Source organism: Vibrio sp. Vf1514 (genome assembly GCF_052076135.1).
Lineage (GTDB): Bacteria > Pseudomonadota > Gammaproteobacteria > Enterobacterales > Vibrionaceae > Vibrio > Vibrio furnissii.
The window spans coordinates 397,215-414,437 of the sequence record NZ_CP197268.1 but is presented as its reverse complement, the minus strand read 5'-3'; the positions used below and the strand labels follow the sequence as shown (position 1 = coordinate 414,437).

Below are 17,223 nucleotides of genomic sequence, written 5' to 3'. Positions count from 1 at the left end.
TTCCCACAGAGTGGCCCAATAAAATCACTAGGTCATATGTTCGACTACTAAAACGCTGTCATTGTTAATCAAGTGCTCTTGCGTAATAGCCAGTGTATTCTTCTCAATGAAGGTTAAATGCTCTCGCATTGATGCGCTGACATCTCTGCTCTTGAGCCTATCAAGCTGATCTAGTTGTTTCAAAAATTCATCGAGCTTATTGATACCTCGAAATAACTCCAGATTTAGGTCAGGGACAACCCAATAGTGTTTATCATTACTTAGTTGGTCGATCATATCTAAGCCTGCTGGATCGTAATCATAGAAAAAGCCTACTTCAACGGCATTGTTGTCAAAGCATTCAATCAGAGTCGGTAGGTCTTTTTGGTTTTTTCCGTGACCACGGTAAACGAGCACAGCGGATTGCCATTCATCTGGCAAAGAGAGTACAACGTCTTTCCATCGAACCATTAGCTCGCCATTTTCGATAATAAGTACTCGGCTAAAACGCGGAAAATCTAGATCATCCAACTGTACAGAGGCTACATACCTAGCTTCTTTTGGTACATCTGGCTGGTTCTTTAAAGGGATATTCACATTACCAGCTAAGCTAATGAGCTGCTGAAACACACCACCTTTTGCAGACTTCTCGCTAATACCAGGGCGTGCAGTATCCATCCGAGAGTTGCTACTCTGATGAAAGGTCAGAAGATTTTGTCCCAATGTCGAAGTAAAATACTTTTCAATTTCCCTCAATTCTGAACGGGATAAAACAATTGAATTGCCACTAACAGCCCCGACTTCTACGAGCCTGCAAACTTCAGTATTGGACTTGTTGGCAGGAATCCTCTCCCTCGAATTAACAACAATCCTCTTAGCAGCATTAATTAGCGATAGAGGTAGCGTCATTTAGCACCTCCGATTGTTTCAAAAACAATATCACTAATAATCACATTACCGTCATAAGGTAATACGACTTCTCTTTCTTCCTTAACTTGAACGATACTCTTCAAACCGACTTTTTGCGCACTAATGTAACCATCGACCAGTAAAAGCCAGTCCTCCAGTTCTATATCGAGATCAAACAGTGTATAGCTTTGCGCAGCAGATAGAGGGAGAATGTTAGGGTTGGATTTTATTGCCTCAAACATTAACTCTAGCGCCTCATCTACCTCGTTTAGTTCAAACTCTTCTTCATCTTCACGGACATCCGTAACTTCGATACTGTCTAAATCTGAAGCTCTGCCTTTTTTCCTCTCACAGCTAGCAAGAGCCCTTACAGCCAAATCAATTAAGTCATCAGCTTGAATGTCACTATTAGTATTTCCGTAGGCTCGTACTTCTGTTTCCGAAACCTGAGACAAGCAGTCAGGCAAACATTCAATGGAATCTATAGATGGCGAAAAGGTTTTGTCATCTTGGAACTTAGCTGCAAAAACATCAATAATGCGATTAAGCTTGGAAGATTTCTTATCTCGCTGAAGCTTTGCCAACATATCGACCATTTTTTTGTTTGATACATTTAAGTCCTTCAATGCTATATCGATTTTAGATTTAAGTAGCTTCAAAAGAATTCGCTCAAGGTGAATGTCAGTTTGTACCCACTCCCTTAGCTTTTTCACACTTAAATGCTCGAAGATACTATTGATTCTACCGATCTCACGTTTGCATCGACCGATTTGGCGAATTTTGTCATCAACATCAGTGACCATGCTAAATTCATCCGCAACGATCCTATGAAAAGAAGATACGGTCTCAACTAAGGCGTCATTTATCTCGACTGTTATCTCTCGAATTTCATCTAAGTAGTGTTGTTTTTTATCGTCATTGAAGTCCTTAACTCGTCGGTAACTGTCAACGGCATAATCCAAGTTTTCAATCTGATTAGAAAACTCACCATGACGTTCTCTGAATCTATAACGACTAGTTACCCTATCGAGTAAACGTTTAACAGACGAATGAACTTGGACTCCATGCTCATCATCTAAGTGATATGCCAACTGATGTTTTGTAAGTGCTGCAATTGCAGCTTTATTGCTTTCACTATGGTGAAGTACTCCAGCTTGCTCATAGCAAGCCTCGTCTACTACCTCAGTATGAGTGCTTAAAGCTCGCACAGCTTCTTTTGACTCCACTTGTCGAGACATCTAAATCAACCCCATTTGAGTATCTAATTCATTTCCACCATCAGCTTCACTTTCCAGCATCCCTTCATTAATAGCGATAAACTCCAAAGTTTCATAAAGCAATGACCATTTCGCTGTAGCGATAAAGAGAGAACCAGTTGATGATGGAGATACAAAGTATCCTTCTTGGACAAGATAATCTAAGATCGACCTCAGCTTCGTTTTACTCTCTTTGCTTTTATGGGCTCTTTTAAGCTTGTGTGCAATATGATCAAGCTGATTTTGAAGTGAGTTACTTTCCTCTATTGCTGCGAGTAACTCTGACTCCGAAAGCTTACCACCAGCCATGATAGGTCTGGAGTCTGAATCAATATTTCGGGCTAGTTTGAGCCAAGCGATTATTCCTTCCATCGTCTGCGAAAAAACTTCAAAGTCTTTGAGAACTTCGTTTTTCTTTCGAGTGTTATCGATGTTCTCGTATCCACAGTAAAAACCTAGGCCGTCTTGTGTTTCGACTGTTGTCATGCTTATTCGAGACAAGTATTGGTTCATGTCACTTCGATTTCTGGTATCGGATAAGTATGTGTACTCAATAGGAGATGCATATTCACATATCACTTTTTTACTCATGAGCATTCGGAAAACCGATTCAAACTTATTCATTCAACCACCTCCGTAGACTGATTTTGTTTCGACTCAGAAAGCAATGGATTGACTCTGCTTCTACGTCCACCAATAAATGATTTGACACCTACATTCTTTACGATGTGATTTTTAGTCGCGAAGTACTTATAAGTAGCTGGATGCAGATCTGGCTGAGCGGTGAATAAGCAAATACCTTTTTGAGCCATCATGTCGAATAAAATAGCCAGGTTAGAAATAGAGATTTTCCCTAATTCGTCAAGCGGCCAGTGAATGGCAACATCTTCATCCTGACACAAGAATCGAGTCATCCCACAGAAAACAACGATAATAGCTAGTTTGGAAATCCCTTCGGAGCCAACCTTTTCTAAATCTTCATCATTTCGAACCACTGCTGGGCGTCCATTCTCAACAATCGTTATCTCCATCTCGACCAAAGACTCTAGGTTTTTAGATATCTGAGCCTCTTTAAATGAAGACAACAGTTGCTTGAAGGAAGCAAGAAACGCTTTGGAAGGTAGACCTCTTGAGGTTTCACCTGACCATCTATCCAATTCAACACTAAATAGATTAAGGTCTTTCCAAAGATCAAAAGTATGTATCTTGCTTGATAGTTTGATGTGTATGCTGTCGATAGCAGGGAAAGGATTGCCCGTTTCAATCGACTTGTCCAAAGTGCTCGAAACTGAATCTACTTTACTATTCACCTGTTTAAGGGTTTGGTGATAGTTAGAAATCTGAGTTGCTATTGAACGAAGTGTCTCGATTTTAACATCCTTAACATCTGGAATCACGTTAAGGACAAGCTCTTCAAGATCTCCCAAGCAAGCAAGGGAAAATTGAGGACTATCGTAGTTGATAGCATAGTCATAATTTTCTGAAAGCTTCGTCATGGTGGCAGAGCGCATCTGTTCCCACATCATCTTTATTTCATTGTTGTCGTCCAACCCTAAGATTGTGTTACTTACGTCTTTTACTTTACTAACGATTTCTTTCTTAAGAGTGTTAATCGCAGTGATTTTATCCGTCACTAGACTCACTGCGTGCTCAACAGAATGAAATTCCGAATCTACAGAGACATCCTCTACGTTAGCTAAATCTGATTCATCGACCGCTTTTTCTAAACTGTTAGTACAAGTAGTAAGCTGCGCTATGGCCTCCTTGACTGTAATGAGATCGTCTTCATCTAATTTGATTGAAGACGATACTTCATCAATTCTTTTGTTTACCGACTTCTCATAGTCGTCTCTCTTCGCTTCACCTCCCTTGATCTGTCGATCTAAAACCAAAATTTCAGAATTGTAGCTATCAATATATTTCCATTCTGATTCTAGCCAAGTGTCATAGTCGTGAATTAAAGCTTGAAATGTTTTTATTTCCTCACATTGGCGTTCGAGAGATTCCCACTTCGACTTGGCTCTTTCGATACTGACTGGATCTACTCCTTTACTCATCAAGGCTTGGTTGAACGCTAACTTGTAGTCACTAACTCTGTCTGAAGTTATCTTTTCTTTATTTTTGATCAGCTCATCAATAGCACTTTTTTTCGCGTCCTCTTCTGACAAGCGATAATCGAAGTTAGCTTTCACCTGAACACGCTCTTGTTGATGGCGCTGTTCTTCGTTTTCAAGTTTTTCTTTCAGCTCAGACTTGATGGTAAAAAGTTCAGACTCTAGTACGCTTTTCTGTTTCTTAACTTCAGATGTACGACTTTCAGCATCACTTTCAAACTGGACTGTTTTTTGATCTTTCAGGAGATTGAGCTTGCTCAGTTCTTCCTCAAAGACTTTTGTTCTTTGACTTTGAATTTTTATTTCTTTGTGAAGCTTATCTGCTTCTTGCTCATCACTTTTGGCCCTGTTCTTCGCTTTACCTTGTCGAACTTCTACTTCTGACTCCTTGATTTTTAGAGTCTCTAATCGCTCTGAAAGCTTCTCTTCACTCAGACAAAAATCAGGAAGTGCGATTGAATCCAGATCCAAATAAAGACCAAAAATCGACTCCGTAGCTTCTGGGTCGAAAAATGGTTTCAAGGTTTTCGCATTTAACAAACTAGGAGTGATTACTTTGCCTATATTGCCGCGCCAATCAGGCACTTTTTGATCTAGGTACTCGTTGAGCGATCCTTTTGCTGGCAATAATGCACGACTAACAGAAACTATTTCATCTGAAATTTCTTTTAATTCGCTAGTACATGTGTGGTAAGTAGAAAGACTGCTCTCATGATTTTTCTCTGCCTGACGTAGTTGCTCATTCAAATGAATTACTGCATTGTGGGAAGCGTTAAGTTGTTCACGCTTACTCTCAAGATCACTTTCCAGACTACGTAATTCGCCTTTTTGTTCTGGTGTGAACTCTAAAGACTGCCCTTCTAGAATTGCAAGTCGGAATTGTTCTTGTCTTATCTTGTCAGACTGTTCATCGAACTCATCTTGCAACTTTTTCTTTTGAAGGTTGAGGTCACTCTGCATCGCCTCTAAACGGTCGTTTTTTTGCTCGAATATCTCTTCCTTAGTGTTAAGTATGTTATTGATCTCTTTTTGCTTACTGGAGCGGAAATTAGCACATTCGAGTTCCAATTTTTGTACCTGACTGTTAAACGTACTTTCTTCGGTTTCTACATCTTCCAGTAAGTTGTCGTAATGTTTCCTCGCAGATTCTGCTTCCTTCAGCAAGTCACTCAAGCTATTGTAAAGCGTGATTTTTTCTAAAATATCATCCTCGTTCTCGTACTTGTCACGCTTATTGTAAATAGCATCAACTACTTTGGATTTCCTTTCAAACTCAGTCCGATGAATGCTTAACTCAGTATCAAGCTTTTGAAGTCTATCTTTCCTCTCACTGACTAGGGAGCCGTGCAACTCCTTCTGCGAACGAATTTTGTCAGACAACTGAGTGTCATTTAGTGCCAGTTGACGCAGATAAGAAGCTATTTGAGCTCGATAGGAGTTTAGTTGCTTTATGTACTCATCAAGGCTGTCTTTACTTGCAACTGCTTCATCGAACTTGCTCTTTTTAGTGTCTAGTTGAACAAACACATCTAGGCTATTTGCTAGGTTGATATACTCTTTCTTGTATGGGACATCGTCCATCGATGTATTGTTCAAGAAACAATCCACAATCATCGTCTTAAAACGACTCAACATTTTCTTGTGGCGCATCATTGTCGCCGTCAAAATGTCGATATGATTCATGTTATGGCTCGCAGAACACAACGAGTACTCATGGGCGATTGCAACTAAGTTTTTACCCGTACTACGTCTTTGGGCCAAACGCTTTTTATTGTTTAGAATTACTGAGCGGTAATCGACACTAGTTTCAATTTGCGCGCTTACTGACATTGACTGAGACACAAGGTTTTTAAGCCATGTTCGAGCTTCACTTCCTTGCTTAATTAGCTCGTCGTACAAATACTGAGAAAACAATTGTTCAGCGGCTCCTGTCAAAAACCTATAAGCGACACTGGAGCCATTTCGATACATTACAGAACACTTTCTCTCACCAAGCTTTTCATATTCGAACACGATGACAGATTTTGGGGTGGGCAAGTAGTAATCAACAAAGGAAACTTTATCCGCTTGTCTATCCACCAGCTTACTCGGATCGGCTCCATAGAACGCTGGAAGTAAGCTTAACAACGTGGATTTACCAGCTCCGTTATCACCCGTATTGTTGCTATGCCCGATAGCCTTGACCTTGAATAGTTTCCCAGGGATAAAGGAGTGGAAAAGTACGATCCCTAGTAGTTTTGAGCTTTTTGTTTCAGATTTATTCATTTCTTTCATCACAGTGCGGTAGAGATATTCTCAACCCCTCGGTTAGTGAATGATCTACAACAAACTTACTGACTCGGCTGCCACTAAGTAAGTCCATTATTTGTGCTTCCAACTTCCACCAGAGTTAAGAGGCTGCGTTTAAGATAGAAATGCCTCAACACCCAAAAAAGCCAAATGTGTCATGTCTACTAGCGGTCAAAGAATCAACTAGTATCATATTACACTGGAATCAAATGATTCGTTATAGTAAATTAGTACAGTTCATTTTGATAAGGGTAATCATTGTGCGTTGTGTCGAATCTCCACAAACCAAACGACTAAGGCTTATTGATTTCTATCTCTGCTTCTTTGGGAAAGTGAATCGCTCCGACCTTATTCAGCACGGTGATATTGCCGTTGCAACAGCAAGCCGCTCTTTTAATGCTTACAAAGAACGTTTTCCCAACAACACGGTTTTCAACGAAAGCCTGCGAGCATACATGAGGTCAGCATCGTTTAGCCCAGCTTTTGAGCATGACCCAGAAGCAGCTCTGAGGTTAATAGCATGGGGTCAGGAGCTTAACTCCATTCCAGTTACAACTTATGGTGTAAGCAGCTTTGCAACAGTGTTGGACTCACTATCTATTGATATCGTCTCTCAAGTCACAAGGTCGATTCTGAATAAGCGCTGTATTTCTGTCCTGTATAGTTCCTCAACTAGCACCGAGACTAGAACCCTGACGCCTCATTCTCTATTCAAAGGACTTGGGGCTTGGCACATCCGTGCTTGGGACAGCAAAAGACGTAAATTCCTGTGCTTTAGAATCAGTCGAATTCTTAAGGCTCAGCAAACTGACAGCTCATACGACAAGACTATAAAGGACGATACTCTTTGGAACCGTGACGTTGTCTTAAGTGTTGCACCGCACTCTAAGCATGAAAATAGAAATGACTTAGCTATTGATCTAGGTATGGAGGGTCAATACGTGCGAAACATTACAACCAATGAAGCGTTAGCTGGTTACGTGCTCAATGATCTCCACGTAGACTGTACGCCTAACGCTTCTTTGCCGCCGCATGCCTTCAACTTGCAGTTGATGAATAGACACGAGCTAGAGCATGTTGACTCTATTCGAGCCTTAGTTCCTGGATTTATACAGAACAAAGATGATAAAGCTTGAGGTAAGTGAGCCCTGAGCATATTGAGTTGTTTACACAAACAAGCGGCTGACTCATTACAAATTCGCGGTTCGCAAAGTACGGTTCGGGTTTTACGAACTGAACAATCACTCTAAATGAGAGAGATCTATTGAAAAGAGAGTTTTCAACTTAGTTAACCAAACCTGATGGCTTCATTTGCCATTAAGCGGTGGGAGTTTGCAACTTGGTTATTTTTGAGAAGTATTCCAGATGGCTGATTTAGAAAGCTAGCTAGTTTCCATATTAGTTATCTGTGATCAGTTTTTCACGTACACGCAAAAGGCGAACCTCAGGGTTCGCCTTTTTGATGGGTTGTTTTACACAACCTGATGGATTGTTATCGACGTGCGAGAAAACGATAAATTCTTGTATCGAGAAGATAAAATGACACTCCTGAAACATTTCCCCCTCAAAATAAGTTCAGAAATTCTATATAATACCGTGTTGAATATCACATTTGTGCACATTGGACGAACGCTTACGCGTTCATTCACTGCATGGAACCCTCGTTGAATTTTGCCCAAGATGTGGCACAAAACCGGGGCATCATGCCCGGCCAGCAAACGGGTCACGATGTGATGTAAATGCATTCAAAGCAATAGGAAGGACTATGAGTGATAATAATGGCGGCATTCCGCATCCAAGCGGAAAAGCAACGCCCATAGACACCGACTATACCGTCGGACAGGACAATGTCATTGTGTCCGTAGGGCCATTTGGTCTTGATATTCATAACCGCGTGTTTGCGGTTTCTGGGTTGGCGATCGTGATTTTCGTCTTCGCAACCTTAATCTTCCGTGAACAAGTAGAGCCTCTGTTTGTTCACATGCGCTCTTGGTTAACCTCAAGCTTAGATTGGTTTTTCCTTCTTTCCGGCAACATTTTTGTCATCGTCTGCTTGGGTTTAGCCATTTCACCATTGGGTCGCGTGCGCATTGGCGGCACCGACGCCACTCCAGATTACAGCTACATGGGCTGGTTGGCGATGCTGTTTGCCGCTGGCATGGGGATTGGTCTGGTGTTCTTTGGCGTGTCTGAGCCAATGTCGCACTTCAGTACATCACTGGCAGGTCCGGTGTTTGAAAACGGCGTACGCACCGACTGGGCGCCGCTCGCAGGTGCAATTGGCGATGTGGAAGCAGCCCGCTCACTGGGCATGGCTGCCACCATTTACCACTGGGCACTTCACCCGTGGGCGATTTACGCGCTATTGGCTCTGGGTTTAGCCATCTTCTCCTTTAACAAAGGATTGCCCCTGACCATGCGCTCCATTTTTTATCCGCTGTTTGGCGAACGCGTGTGGGGTTGGACGGGTCATATCATCGACATTTTGGCGATCATCGCAACGGTCTTTGGCCTTGCCACCTCGTTGGGATACGGCGCGTCGCAAGCAGCAACAGGCTTAAATTTCCTATTTGGTGTACCACTCACCGACACCACGCAAATCGTGTTGATTGTGGTCATCACTGCGTTTGCCTTGATCTCGGTGGTCGCTGGCCTGAATGGCGGCGTGAAACTGCTGTCTGAAATCAACATGGGCTTGGCGGCACTGCTCCTGCTGTTTATCGTGATTGCAGGCCCAACGGCGGCGATTTTGCTTGGTTTCTTTGACAACATCGGCGCTTATCTCACGAATCTGCCTGCGTTGTCGAATCCGTTCGCACGACCTGATGTCAACTTCTCACAAGGTTGGACATCATTCTACTGGGCATGGTGGATCTCATGGTCACCATTCGTTGGCATGTTCATCGCTCGCGTCTCTCGCGGCCGTACCGTGCGTGAGTTCATCGTGTGTGTGCTGTTGGTGCCATCCGCCGTGTGTGTATTCTGGATGACCGCATTTGGCGGCACCGCCATCAGCCAATTCGTGAATGAAGGCTACGAAGCGGTGAAAAACGCCGATTTACCACTGAAGCTATTTGAAATGCTGGAAATCATGCCGCTGTCGAGCATCACCTCGATCGTGGGTATCGTTCTGGTCGTGGTGTTCTTCATCACATCTGCCGACTCCGGCTCACTGGTGATCGACACCATCGCCGCGGGTGGTAAAGTGGATGCGCCAACACCGCAGCGTATTTTCTGGTGTACGTTTGAAGGCTTGGTGGCGATTGCCTTGTTGCTGGGCGGCGGGCTTGCTGCCGCGCAAGCGATGGCGGTAACCACGGGCTTCCCATTTACGATCGTGCTTTTGATCGCCACGGCATCGCTGATCATTGGCTTGCTGGACGAACCCCGGTCAGTGCCGAAAAAAGCGGTGCTACGCCCCGGGAAATAACCGGCCCTAATGCAAAGAACCCCAATATTTGGGGTTCTTTTTTATCTAGAGAACGCGCTACTGCGAAGACGCAGGATCAAACGCCCTCAGTCCCGATCCCATGGGGACACCGTTTCACCGCTGTGTTTTTGAAAGAAACGATAATTGCGTTGCATGTAGTCATCTTTCTTCAACGCGTCAAAATCCCAAGACTCCCCGCTGAGATCAAACTGAAAATCGTTGTTGGCTAACTGCAACTGATGAAAATCAGGTTTGGCAATTCGATACACAGCGCTGTTGGCTGTTTGGCAGATGAACTTCACCGTTTCGCTGGGCGCCTCATTCACCTGTAACGTGGCTTGAATCGGTGACTTTTCATCACACGGCGCATCTTTCACGAAGGTAAACAAAAAGAAACCATTGTTGGTGGTGTTGAGGAACACAGCCAGATGATGGCCGATATCCACCTGACGATAAATCAGTTGATTGGAATGATGTTCACGGGCGCTTTGCATGGCGTGATCGTTGAAGCTGATCAGTTGGCTGTCGACCCAAAACCACCGCAACCCGTGATTCATGAACGTCAGCGACTGGTAGGAATGAAAGGCGAGCACACCAAAGCCCACCAAAAATACCGCGCTCACCGAAACCATTATTTTAAACAACTTAGACATCATTTTTTCTCAAACCCACTGCAAGCGCACCATTCTAACATGACCATTGTGATGAAGTTTTGAACGTGTTCGCTAAATGTAATCCGGCATGATGCGAGCAGGTTACCCTCGATGTCAATCAGGATATTTTTGTGGATGGCCGTTTCCTCACGCGACATCATGCATCGATGATCACGGGGCAAAGCAGCACAGTTATCGTTTTTAGCGCTCGAATAACAATTCTCTTACGTCCTACTTTCAAAGCGCCTTTATAATAGCGAGGTTGAACTTAATTGAATGCGAAGGAAGCAACATGGATGCAACCATGAAGACGACACTGCTAGCGGCAACGCTACTCTCGTCGCCTTTATTGAAGGCGCAAGAACTCAGTGACTATGACCGATGTCTGTTGACGGCCACCCAATCGCAGAGCGGTGAAATGACCATCAACCAAGTGCGTCAGCGTTGTCAGTCGATGAGCGAAACCCCGTCCGAGATGCAGAAAGAAGACCTATTGAGCCAACGCCGCGAATCAGAAAAAAGCACCGAATTTCGTCCTTTTGTGATGACCGCGCATCGCATGAACTACATTTTACCCATCGTCTACACCGATAGTATCAACCGACAAGCGTATGAAGAATCGGGTTGGGCAGATGGCCTGCGCAAAGCAGAATCGGAGTTTCAAATCAGTTTTAAAGTGCCACTCAATTATACCGATCTGCTGTTTGAAGATGATGCCCTGTTCTTTGGCTTCACACTGCGCTCGTACTGGCAGGTGTATGCAGAATCGATTTCTCGCCCATTCCGCGAAACCGATTATCAACCGGAACTGTTTTACTTCACGCCCACCCGTTGGAAACCGCTGGGCGGGAACACCTGGTTAGGATTTGGTATTGAGCATCAGTCCAACGGCCAACGACAAGATTTGTCGCGCAGTTGGAACCGCGTATATGCCTCATTTGCCTACGAGAAAAATCGTTTGGCGCTCAACCTGCGTCCGTGGTGGCGCATTCCCGAAAATGACAAAACCAGCGCTGATGATCCCAACGGCGATGACAACCCAGACATCACGGATTACATGGGGCACTTTGAGCTGATGGGCGCGTATAAATGGGACAACCTCACCCTGAACTTTACCGGACGTGAAAACTTCGCCACCCACAAAGGCTACGCCGAGTTGGGGTTGACCTTCCCGATTTGGGGTAAAGTGCGCGGCTACGCGAAATACTCCACGGGGTATGGCGAAAACCTGATTGACTACAACCACAATCAGCAGCGCTTTGGTGTCGGCATTGCCATTACCGATCTGCTGTAATCCCGTTTTACGAAGATAAAAAAGCCCGAGCATTGCTCGGGCTTCTGTCTGTTTTATGCGGTGAATTACCACATGAGATCGTCTGGTACGACGAAGTCGGCGTACGGATCGTCTTCATCCACCGTGTCGCTTGAAGCAACCTGTTGCTCGATGATGGTTTGCTCATCACGTTGCGCAATTTTATTGGCGACAACGCTTGGAATAATCACGTATGTGTCTTCGTATCGCGCAATTGCCACAATGCCTTTGATCAATTGCTCGCGCAGCAGTGAGGTCACATACAACGATTTCACCAGCGTGCCGTCGGTAAAGTTGTATTTGATGTCGCCATCTTTGGTGTTGAGCTTGTTCAACTCAATCAGTTGCTTCACTTGCGACTGAATTTCTTTGCTTAGACGCGCTTCGTTCTTTTGCGTATTCAGTTCTTTGTCACGCTCTTGCTGCTGACGCTTTTGCTCTTCAACCGCCGCTTTGACTTCGCGTGATTGAACGCGAGATTTTTTCGCGCCTTTGGTAACTTTCTTGAATTTCTTCTCGTTCACCAAGCCCGCTTTTAACATTTGCTCCTGGAGCGTAAGTTTTGCCATGAGATGTCTACTTTTCTGTGCTTTTTGCGCATTCTATCGGCTCCGCTCACGCAAATAAAGTCGCCTGATGAACCGCTTTCACACTCGGGAGAAATTCTTACTCGCCATAGCCACTGCCGATGGCGCGAAACGGCATTTTTAGCCCCAATTCTGGCACTTGCCGCCCCACCCATGCCGGAAACGTATTGCTGTTTGGCCCTGGGAACAAGGTGTATTCGTTGGCCCACGGATACAGCGCCACCACATCCTGCACTTTCGGGATTAATTGCTCGGCTTTTTCACCTTGAATCGACAACACTTTTTCAGGATGCGCGCCATACCAGTAACGATCCGGCGTCGCCGTTTGATATTGATACAGCGCAGGCTGACCGCGATCCACTCGCCAGCCAATCACTTCATAGACCGTGTATTGCTCGGCATCGTGCGGCTTCACCGCCACCCACGTATGCACAGCAAACCAACCGCGCCAACTAAACGCATCGGCGGCGTAAAATTCAATCACTGCTTGACGATTGTGTTGCGGATCGGGCGCAATGCCTGCCGGTTCTCGGCTTGCGGTGCGCCAATCGCTCTGCGTGCACGCGCCTAACAGCGCGCCTGTGGCGAGCAACATCCACTTGACCGATCGCTTCATATTCACACTCCCTGTCATTCTTGGCTTGGCTATTAGTTGGCTATTGGTTGGCTTCGCGTCACTGTATCAAACCGATAGCGATTGAGAAAACGTTCACCACAAACTCTATACGCAGCGCGAGGGACATGAAGGCAAATGCAATCCAGTCACTTGTCTATCGCCCCCGCATTCTTTCCGCAGAAAAATCACTCAGCGACGCTGGCATGACGTGCAGCCACGGCACGCCGAACGCGTGTGAGGATCCAACCGCCCTCGTTGAATTTTACAATAAGCGTTTTTCAGTGCACGTCGCGCTGCAAACCAATCCTGCGGTTTTTCGAGCAGTAAATAGCCATAAAAACGTTTGGCCAGAGGTTCACGATACTCGTCGATAAATCGGCTATCAAAGTCGATTTCAAAGTAGGTCAGTGCCTGTTCAATGGAAGTAAAGCTGGCAATGATGTCTTGAATAGTGTTGTCGCTCACGGTTTCGATCCTCGGTCATCGAAACACCAGTCTACAAACGCAAAACGCCCGCTGCATTGATATCGCGCGGGCGTTTTGCACATTCTTTAAGCGCGATGCGCTAGAGAATCAAATGGGTCAAACGGTTCATCACGTCATGTCCGGGCTGAGAGAACGTCCAGAAAAAGCCGGCCATATTGATGAAAATGGTCAGCCACAGAATGGTTTTGAACGGCTGCTTTTTCGATTTATGCCGCAACTGGCTTTGTGCCATTAACGCACCGGGCCAACCACCAGCGAGCGCCAACACATGTAAGGTATTTTCTGATGTGCGCCAATTGCCCAACTGTGCGGCCCGTTTATCGCCGGCATACGCCATGTACGTCAGGACACTCATCACCAAATAAAGCGGAATAAACAGCACCGAACCACCCAATAGAACGGTGGCACCCGACACAAACACCAAAAACGTGCCACCAAACAACGCGGTGACTGACAGCCCTTTAACCCCAGTCAATTCGACATTCACGGCGTTCAATCGGCCTTTGCGATCCTGCTCTACATCGAATGACACGGTGTCGTTTTTCGCCAGTCGTTTGGCGCGATGTTTCACTGCCGAAATGTGGACGAAGATTTTACTCTTGCCATCCGGCGCCGTAATAAAGCCATACCCTTTGTCATCATGCCAACGCGTAATTTTGCCTTTCACTGATTCTTATTCTCTGTCGGTGATTATTTTTTATAAGCTTAAACCAGTTCGTCTCGAACGCTAGTGCAGCCCGCAACTACTGCTGAGCACTGCGAATGTTGAGCCAAAACGCCTGCTGACACGCATTGATAAAATGCTTTCGCTTCGGCGTAATATTCATCGTTTCCGGCTCGCTCACGACACGATAGCTGATCCAACATTCGGCGCACACGGCATCGTTGGGCTGCACATCGAATGCTTGTTCAATCGATTGATGGATCACCACACCATTGGTAAACGTCACGGTTTGTTCGCGCGTGTAAAGTCGCTCACCTTGGTCGTCTTGCGTGGTGTCTTCATTTGTGGTGCGTTCGGCAATCGTCAGCGCTGGCGTTGAATCCAACATCGCCGCCACGTAGAGGTGGAGATCGTTCATGAGCTCGTGATCCTAAAATGGAGTGCGCCATTGTGCCATGCTTGGCGACATGAGGCATCCATGAATTGTTAAGCCACTGAAAAACAAAGGGCGAACCTAATGTTCGCCCTCAAGATGCCGATGGACACTCAATAGGTTTTGTCTTTTTTGTCCTTCTCTTTTTTCATCATTTTGTCTTTGTTCATCTGTTTATCGAGTTTCGCCTGACACTCTTTTGCGCTGCGGCCATCTTTCTCACACGCTTTGAGTTTCGTCATGTACGCTTCACGCTCCTCTGCGGACATGCCTTTGGCATTCGCTTTATCCATCGACTTGGCCTTTTCCATGGACTTTCCTTTGTCCATCGATTTGGCTTTGTCTTCGTCGATTTGATGCATCGAACCCGCTTTGCCAAGGCTGCGATCTAACTTCGCTTCACACGTTTGGGTACTGTGGCCCTCTTTTTCGCACGCGTTGAGTTTCATCCTGTACGCTTCACGTTCTTCAGCAGACATGCCCATGGTTTGATGCATGGCGCCCATGTCGTCGTCATCCATCATCCCTTCGGTTTTTTCGTGGTGGTTTGCCAAGGCCAACGTCGAGAAACTACAGGTTAAGCCAATCAACCCTGCCATGATCCAATTGTTCATCGTCTTTCTCACTTGTTTCGGTGAATCCCTTCTACAGTGTAGTTCAATCACCACTCGCGAGACGCAAGGAGGCCGTGTCGCGCTTCAACAGCACTCACAGCCTCCTTTCACAACAGGCAGATTTATGCCTTAGCCTTCTCCGCCTTGACGGCCGAGGATGTATTGCTGGCCGCAGCCGCCATCAGCGCTTGAACTTCAAGCTCTTTGATTTTTTTACCCATCGCCGCCTGAAACACCTGAAACATCAGACCGCTGAAAAAACTGCTCAGCGTGATGGCAAAAAACGTGGAAACCACCAGATCCACTGGCCAATACGGGCTTTGCACCACCACCGGTTGATAAACCACAACGCCAGCAATCACCACCCAGTGGCTCATGCAGTAAAAACAGCGAAACAGGTAACCGATCATGTGCCCCAAACGCTCAGTGAACGCGCGCAGCGGCGCAAACAACTCGGTTTGTGTGATGGTGATGGAAATGCTCGATGCACTGATCGCCAGCACCAAACAAACCCAAACACCGTGTAACAGTTCTTGATCAAATAGTGTATTCATCATGACGCCTCCTAATGTAACTCAAAATGTTACGTTAGGAGATAAACGAGATCAACGCCAAAAAAATTAAGGTTATTTTTTAAACAGAGGGGATGCGGGGATTATTCCAGTTGCGCGATAAATTCTTGACTGAGATCCGCCAGAGAGATTTGAGAAAAGCGAGTCAGCAGCAGCACTTCCGCTTCGTGCAACACATCACGCAACGACGCATTCACCGCTTTTTCAACCACGCAATTGGGGTTGACGTTGTCAAAGCCGATCGAAAAAATCTTCGGCTCGCCAACCGCCTGATAGATATCGAGTAAGGTCACGCGCTGGAGGTCGCACGACAATGTCCAGCCGCCGCCCTGCCCTTTGGTTGAGGTCACATACCCCGCATCTCGCAGCCCCGCCATTGTGCGACGAATCACCACCGCGTTGGTGCCAAGCATGGTCGCAAATTGCTCCGACGTCATTGGTTGTTTCACCAAATGCAAAAGGATGTGCAAAACACGGGAAAGGCGGCTGTCTAGTCTCATGGGGTCGGATATCGGTTACAGGGTTGAGGTCGTCATCTTAACAAGCCAACGCACGAAGACCAACGGCCAATTGCAGCGACGCCGCACTCAAACTAAGGGCGAGAACTAAGCAGCACACCGCCACCCATGGTACATACGGGCGGCTCAGTCGACCAAACGAATTTCCTCTAGCACGTCATAGATCAGCTTGTTGTCAACATGCTTGCTTTCCATCAATGCGACGGAATGCACCACCAGCGTCAACGGCGCCATCGGTATGTCGCTCAAACGGGTATCGAGCATCACGTGCCGTCCCAACGTAATGTGCGGCACATAAGGTCGATTTTCTGGGAGAAAGGGGGTGTCAGCGAGCTTCATGCGTAGCGCTGCTTGCAGAGCCATCAAGTCATGTTGTTGGGTCACACCCAGCCAAATCAGTTGGCGACCTTTGATATGGAAATGGCCAAGATGGTCGACATGAAGTGTCATCGGCGCGCATTCAAGCTCATGCAATAAGCCTTTCAGCGTGGGTAAATGCTCACTTGCGACCTCACCAATGAATTCCAATGTGAGATGAAAGTTATCGCTGTGCGTAAACGTCCCTTTCGTGGCATGAGTTTTGAGCCGCTCGCGCTCGCGGCGAAGCTGGGCTTTTTCCTCGGCTGCAAAGGTCAGTGCAAAGAAACAACGCAAGTCCGAATTCATCATCCACTCCTGTGGGTTGAGATCCTGAATGAGAGACGACAAATTATTCTCCCTTTCTGCGGCGTTTTAAAGCAGATTTTGTCGACTGAAACCGCTGGCCGCATACTCCGATAAGGGGTAACCTG

17 protein-coding genes are annotated in these 17,223 nt (G+C 45.9%); 3 read left to right on the top strand and 14 right to left on the bottom strand.

Annotated features, from left to right (window positions below):
- Positions 1 to 27 precede the first annotated feature (27 nt).
- The 4 genes from ACS18Q_RS16665 to ACS18Q_RS16650 are packed head-to-tail and all read right to left on the bottom strand — an operon-like array spanning position 28 to position 6,523.
- Positions 28 to 888 carry a DUF7281 domain-containing protein gene (locus ACS18Q_RS16665; RefSeq protein WP_441258016.1) on the bottom strand — a complete coding sequence of 287 codons (861 nt, stop codon included), beginning with the start codon at positions 886 to 888 and terminating at the stop codon, positions 28 to 30.
- Positions 885 to 2,126, bottom strand: coding sequence for a hypothetical protein (locus tag ACS18Q_RS16660; RefSeq protein WP_065546502.1), 1,242 nt, complete (start codon positions 2,124 to 2,126; stop codon positions 885 to 887). Before ACS18Q_RS16660 ends, ACS18Q_RS16665 begins: the two co-directional genes overlap by 4 nt.
- A complete protein-coding gene (locus tag ACS18Q_RS16655) occupies positions 2,127 to 2,768 on the bottom strand; it encodes a condensin complex protein MksE (protein ID WP_045401984.1) in 642 nt (213 codons plus the stop codon).
- Positions 2,765 to 6,523 (bottom strand): ATP-binding protein, encoded by a 3,759-nt coding sequence (locus tag ACS18Q_RS16650; RefSeq protein ID WP_441258015.1) that lies wholly within the window; start codon positions 6,521 to 6,523, stop codon positions 2,765 to 2,767. Before ACS18Q_RS16650 ends, ACS18Q_RS16655 begins: the two co-directional genes overlap by 4 nt.
- Positions 6,524 to 6,756: 233 nt before the next feature.
- Here ACS18Q_RS16650 and ACS18Q_RS16645 point away from each other — a divergent pair, with 233 nt between their 5' ends.
- Both ACS18Q_RS16645 and ACS18Q_RS16640 read left to right on the top strand, forming a co-directional pair.
- Positions 6,757 to 7,683 carry a WYL domain-containing protein gene (locus tag ACS18Q_RS16645; RefSeq protein ID WP_441258014.1) on the top strand — a complete coding sequence of 309 codons (927 nt, stop codon included), beginning with the start codon at positions 6,757 to 6,759 and terminating at the stop codon, positions 7,681 to 7,683.
- 629 nt (positions 7,684 to 8,312) lie between these two features.
- Positions 8,313 to 9,977, top strand: a complete 1,665-nt coding sequence (locus ACS18Q_RS16640; RefSeq protein ID WP_004727768.1) for a BCCT family transporter — start codon at positions 8,313 to 8,315, stop codon at positions 9,975 to 9,977.
- An 86-nt stretch (positions 9,978 to 10,063) separates the two neighbouring features.
- On the opposite strand, the gene ACS18Q_RS16635 is transcribed toward ACS18Q_RS16640, so the two are convergent.
- Positions 10,064 to 10,630: a hypothetical protein gene (locus tag ACS18Q_RS16635; RefSeq protein ID WP_370447179.1), complete on the bottom strand. Its 567-nt coding sequence runs from the start codon at positions 10,628 to 10,630 to the stop codon at positions 10,064 to 10,066.
- Positions 10,631 to 10,922: 292 nt separating this feature from the next.
- On the opposite strand from ACS18Q_RS16635, the gene ACS18Q_RS16630 reads away from it, so the two are divergent.
- Positions 10,923 to 11,924 (top strand): phospholipase A, encoded by a 1,002-nt coding sequence (locus ACS18Q_RS16630; protein WP_158141474.1) that lies wholly within the window; start codon positions 10,923 to 10,925, stop codon positions 11,922 to 11,924.
- A gap of 65 nt (positions 11,925 to 11,989) precedes the next feature.
- Here ACS18Q_RS16630 and ACS18Q_RS16625 read toward each other — a convergent pair whose 3' ends face one another.
- The 9 genes from ACS18Q_RS16625 to thpR all read right to left on the bottom strand — a co-directional run bounded on the left by ACS18Q_RS16625 (position 11,990) and on the right by thpR (position 17,140).
- Positions 11,990 to 12,511 carry a DUF2058 domain-containing protein gene (locus ACS18Q_RS16625; protein WP_038151923.1) on the bottom strand — a complete coding sequence of 174 codons (522 nt, stop codon included), beginning with the start codon at positions 12,509 to 12,511 and terminating at the stop codon, positions 11,990 to 11,992.
- Between the two features lie 97 nt (positions 12,512 to 12,608).
- Positions 12,609 to 13,145, bottom strand: a complete 537-nt coding sequence (locus tag ACS18Q_RS16620; RefSeq protein ID WP_441258013.1) for a DUF3750 domain-containing protein — start codon at positions 13,143 to 13,145, stop codon at positions 12,609 to 12,611.
- Between the two features lie 189 nt (positions 13,146 to 13,334).
- The gene (locus tag ACS18Q_RS16615) at positions 13,335 to 13,610 is read right to left on the bottom strand and encodes a hypothetical protein (protein WP_014258108.1); all 276 of its coding nucleotides are present in this window, start codon (positions 13,608 to 13,610) and stop codon (positions 13,335 to 13,337) included.
- Between the two features lie 100 nt (positions 13,611 to 13,710).
- Complete coding sequence (locus tag ACS18Q_RS16610; protein WP_004727761.1) at positions 13,711 to 14,298, bottom strand: DUF1294 domain-containing protein; 588 nt, start codon at positions 14,296 to 14,298, stop codon at positions 13,711 to 13,713.
- Between the two features lie 76 nt (positions 14,299 to 14,374).
- Positions 14,375 to 14,713, bottom strand: coding sequence for a hypothetical protein (locus ACS18Q_RS16605; RefSeq protein WP_441258012.1), 339 nt, complete (start codon positions 14,711 to 14,713; stop codon positions 14,375 to 14,377).
- Positions 14,714 to 14,841: 128 nt separating this feature from the next.
- On the bottom strand, positions 14,842 to 15,342 hold the full coding sequence (locus tag ACS18Q_RS16600; protein ID WP_441258011.1) for a hypothetical protein: 501 nt from the start codon (positions 15,340 to 15,342) through the stop codon (positions 14,842 to 14,844).
- Between the two features lie 122 nt (positions 15,343 to 15,464).
- Entirely contained in the window at positions 15,465 to 15,899 is a 435-nt protein-coding gene (locus tag ACS18Q_RS16595) for a DUF1360 domain-containing protein (RefSeq protein WP_014258105.1), read from the bottom strand.
- Positions 15,900 to 15,997: 98 nt separating this feature from the next.
- Positions 15,998 to 16,414, bottom strand: coding sequence for an Rrf2 family transcriptional regulator (locus ACS18Q_RS16590; RefSeq protein ID WP_081454243.1), 417 nt, complete (start codon positions 16,412 to 16,414; stop codon positions 15,998 to 16,000).
- Between the two features lie 144 nt (positions 16,415 to 16,558).
- Positions 16,559 to 17,140: an RNA 2',3'-cyclic phosphodiesterase gene (gene thpR / locus ACS18Q_RS16585; protein ID WP_441258010.1), complete on the bottom strand. Its 582-nt coding sequence runs from the start codon at positions 17,138 to 17,140 to the stop codon at positions 16,559 to 16,561.
- Between the last annotated feature and the right edge of the window lie 83 nt (positions 17,141 to 17,223).

Coding starts and splice junctions, on each gene's coding strand:
- ACS18Q_RS16665 (WP_441258016.1), bottom strand. CDS start 888: ATGACGCTACCTCTATCGCTAATTAATGCTGCTAAGAGGATTGTTGTT.
- ACS18Q_RS16660 (WP_065546502.1), bottom strand. CDS start 2,126: ATGTCTCGACAAGTGGAGTCAAAAGAAGCTGTGCGAGCTTTAAGCACT.
- ACS18Q_RS16655 (WP_045401984.1), bottom strand. CDS start 2,768: ATGAATAAGTTTGAATCGGTTTTCCGAATGCTCATGAGTAAAAAAGTG.
- ACS18Q_RS16650 (WP_441258015.1), bottom strand. CDS start 6,523: ATGAATAAATCTGAAACAAAAAGCTCAAAACTACTAGGGATCGTACTT.
- ACS18Q_RS16645 (WP_441258014.1), top strand. CDS start 6,757: ATGATTCGTTATAGTAAATTAGTACAGTTCATTTTGATAAGGGTAATC.
- ACS18Q_RS16640 (WP_004727768.1), top strand. CDS start 8,313: ATGAGTGATAATAATGGCGGCATTCCGCATCCAAGCGGAAAAGCAACG.
- ACS18Q_RS16635 (WP_370447179.1), bottom strand. CDS start 10,630: ATGTCTAAGTTGTTTAAAATAATGGTTTCGGTGAGCGCGGTATTTTTG.
- ACS18Q_RS16630 (WP_158141474.1), top strand. CDS start 10,923: ATGGATGCAACCATGAAGACGACACTGCTAGCGGCAACGCTACTCTCG.
- ACS18Q_RS16625 (WP_038151923.1), bottom strand. CDS start 12,511: ATGGCAAAACTTACGCTCCAGGAGCAAATGTTAAAAGCGGGCTTGGTG.
- ACS18Q_RS16620 (WP_441258013.1), bottom strand. CDS start 13,145: ATGAAGCGATCGGTCAAGTGGATGTTGCTCGCCACAGGCGCGCTGTTA.
- ACS18Q_RS16605 (WP_441258012.1), bottom strand. CDS start 14,713: ATGAACGATCTCCACCTCTACGTGGCGGCGATGTTGGATTCAACGCCA.
- ACS18Q_RS16600 (WP_441258011.1), bottom strand. CDS start 15,342: ATGAACAATTGGATCATGGCAGGGTTGATTGGCTTAACCTGTAGTTTC.
- ACS18Q_RS16595 (WP_014258105.1), bottom strand. CDS start 15,899: ATGATGAATACACTATTTGATCAAGAACTGTTACACGGTGTTTGGGTT.
- ACS18Q_RS16590 (WP_081454243.1), bottom strand. CDS start 16,414: ATGAGACTAGACAGCCGCCTTTCCCGTGTTTTGCACATCCTTTTGCAT.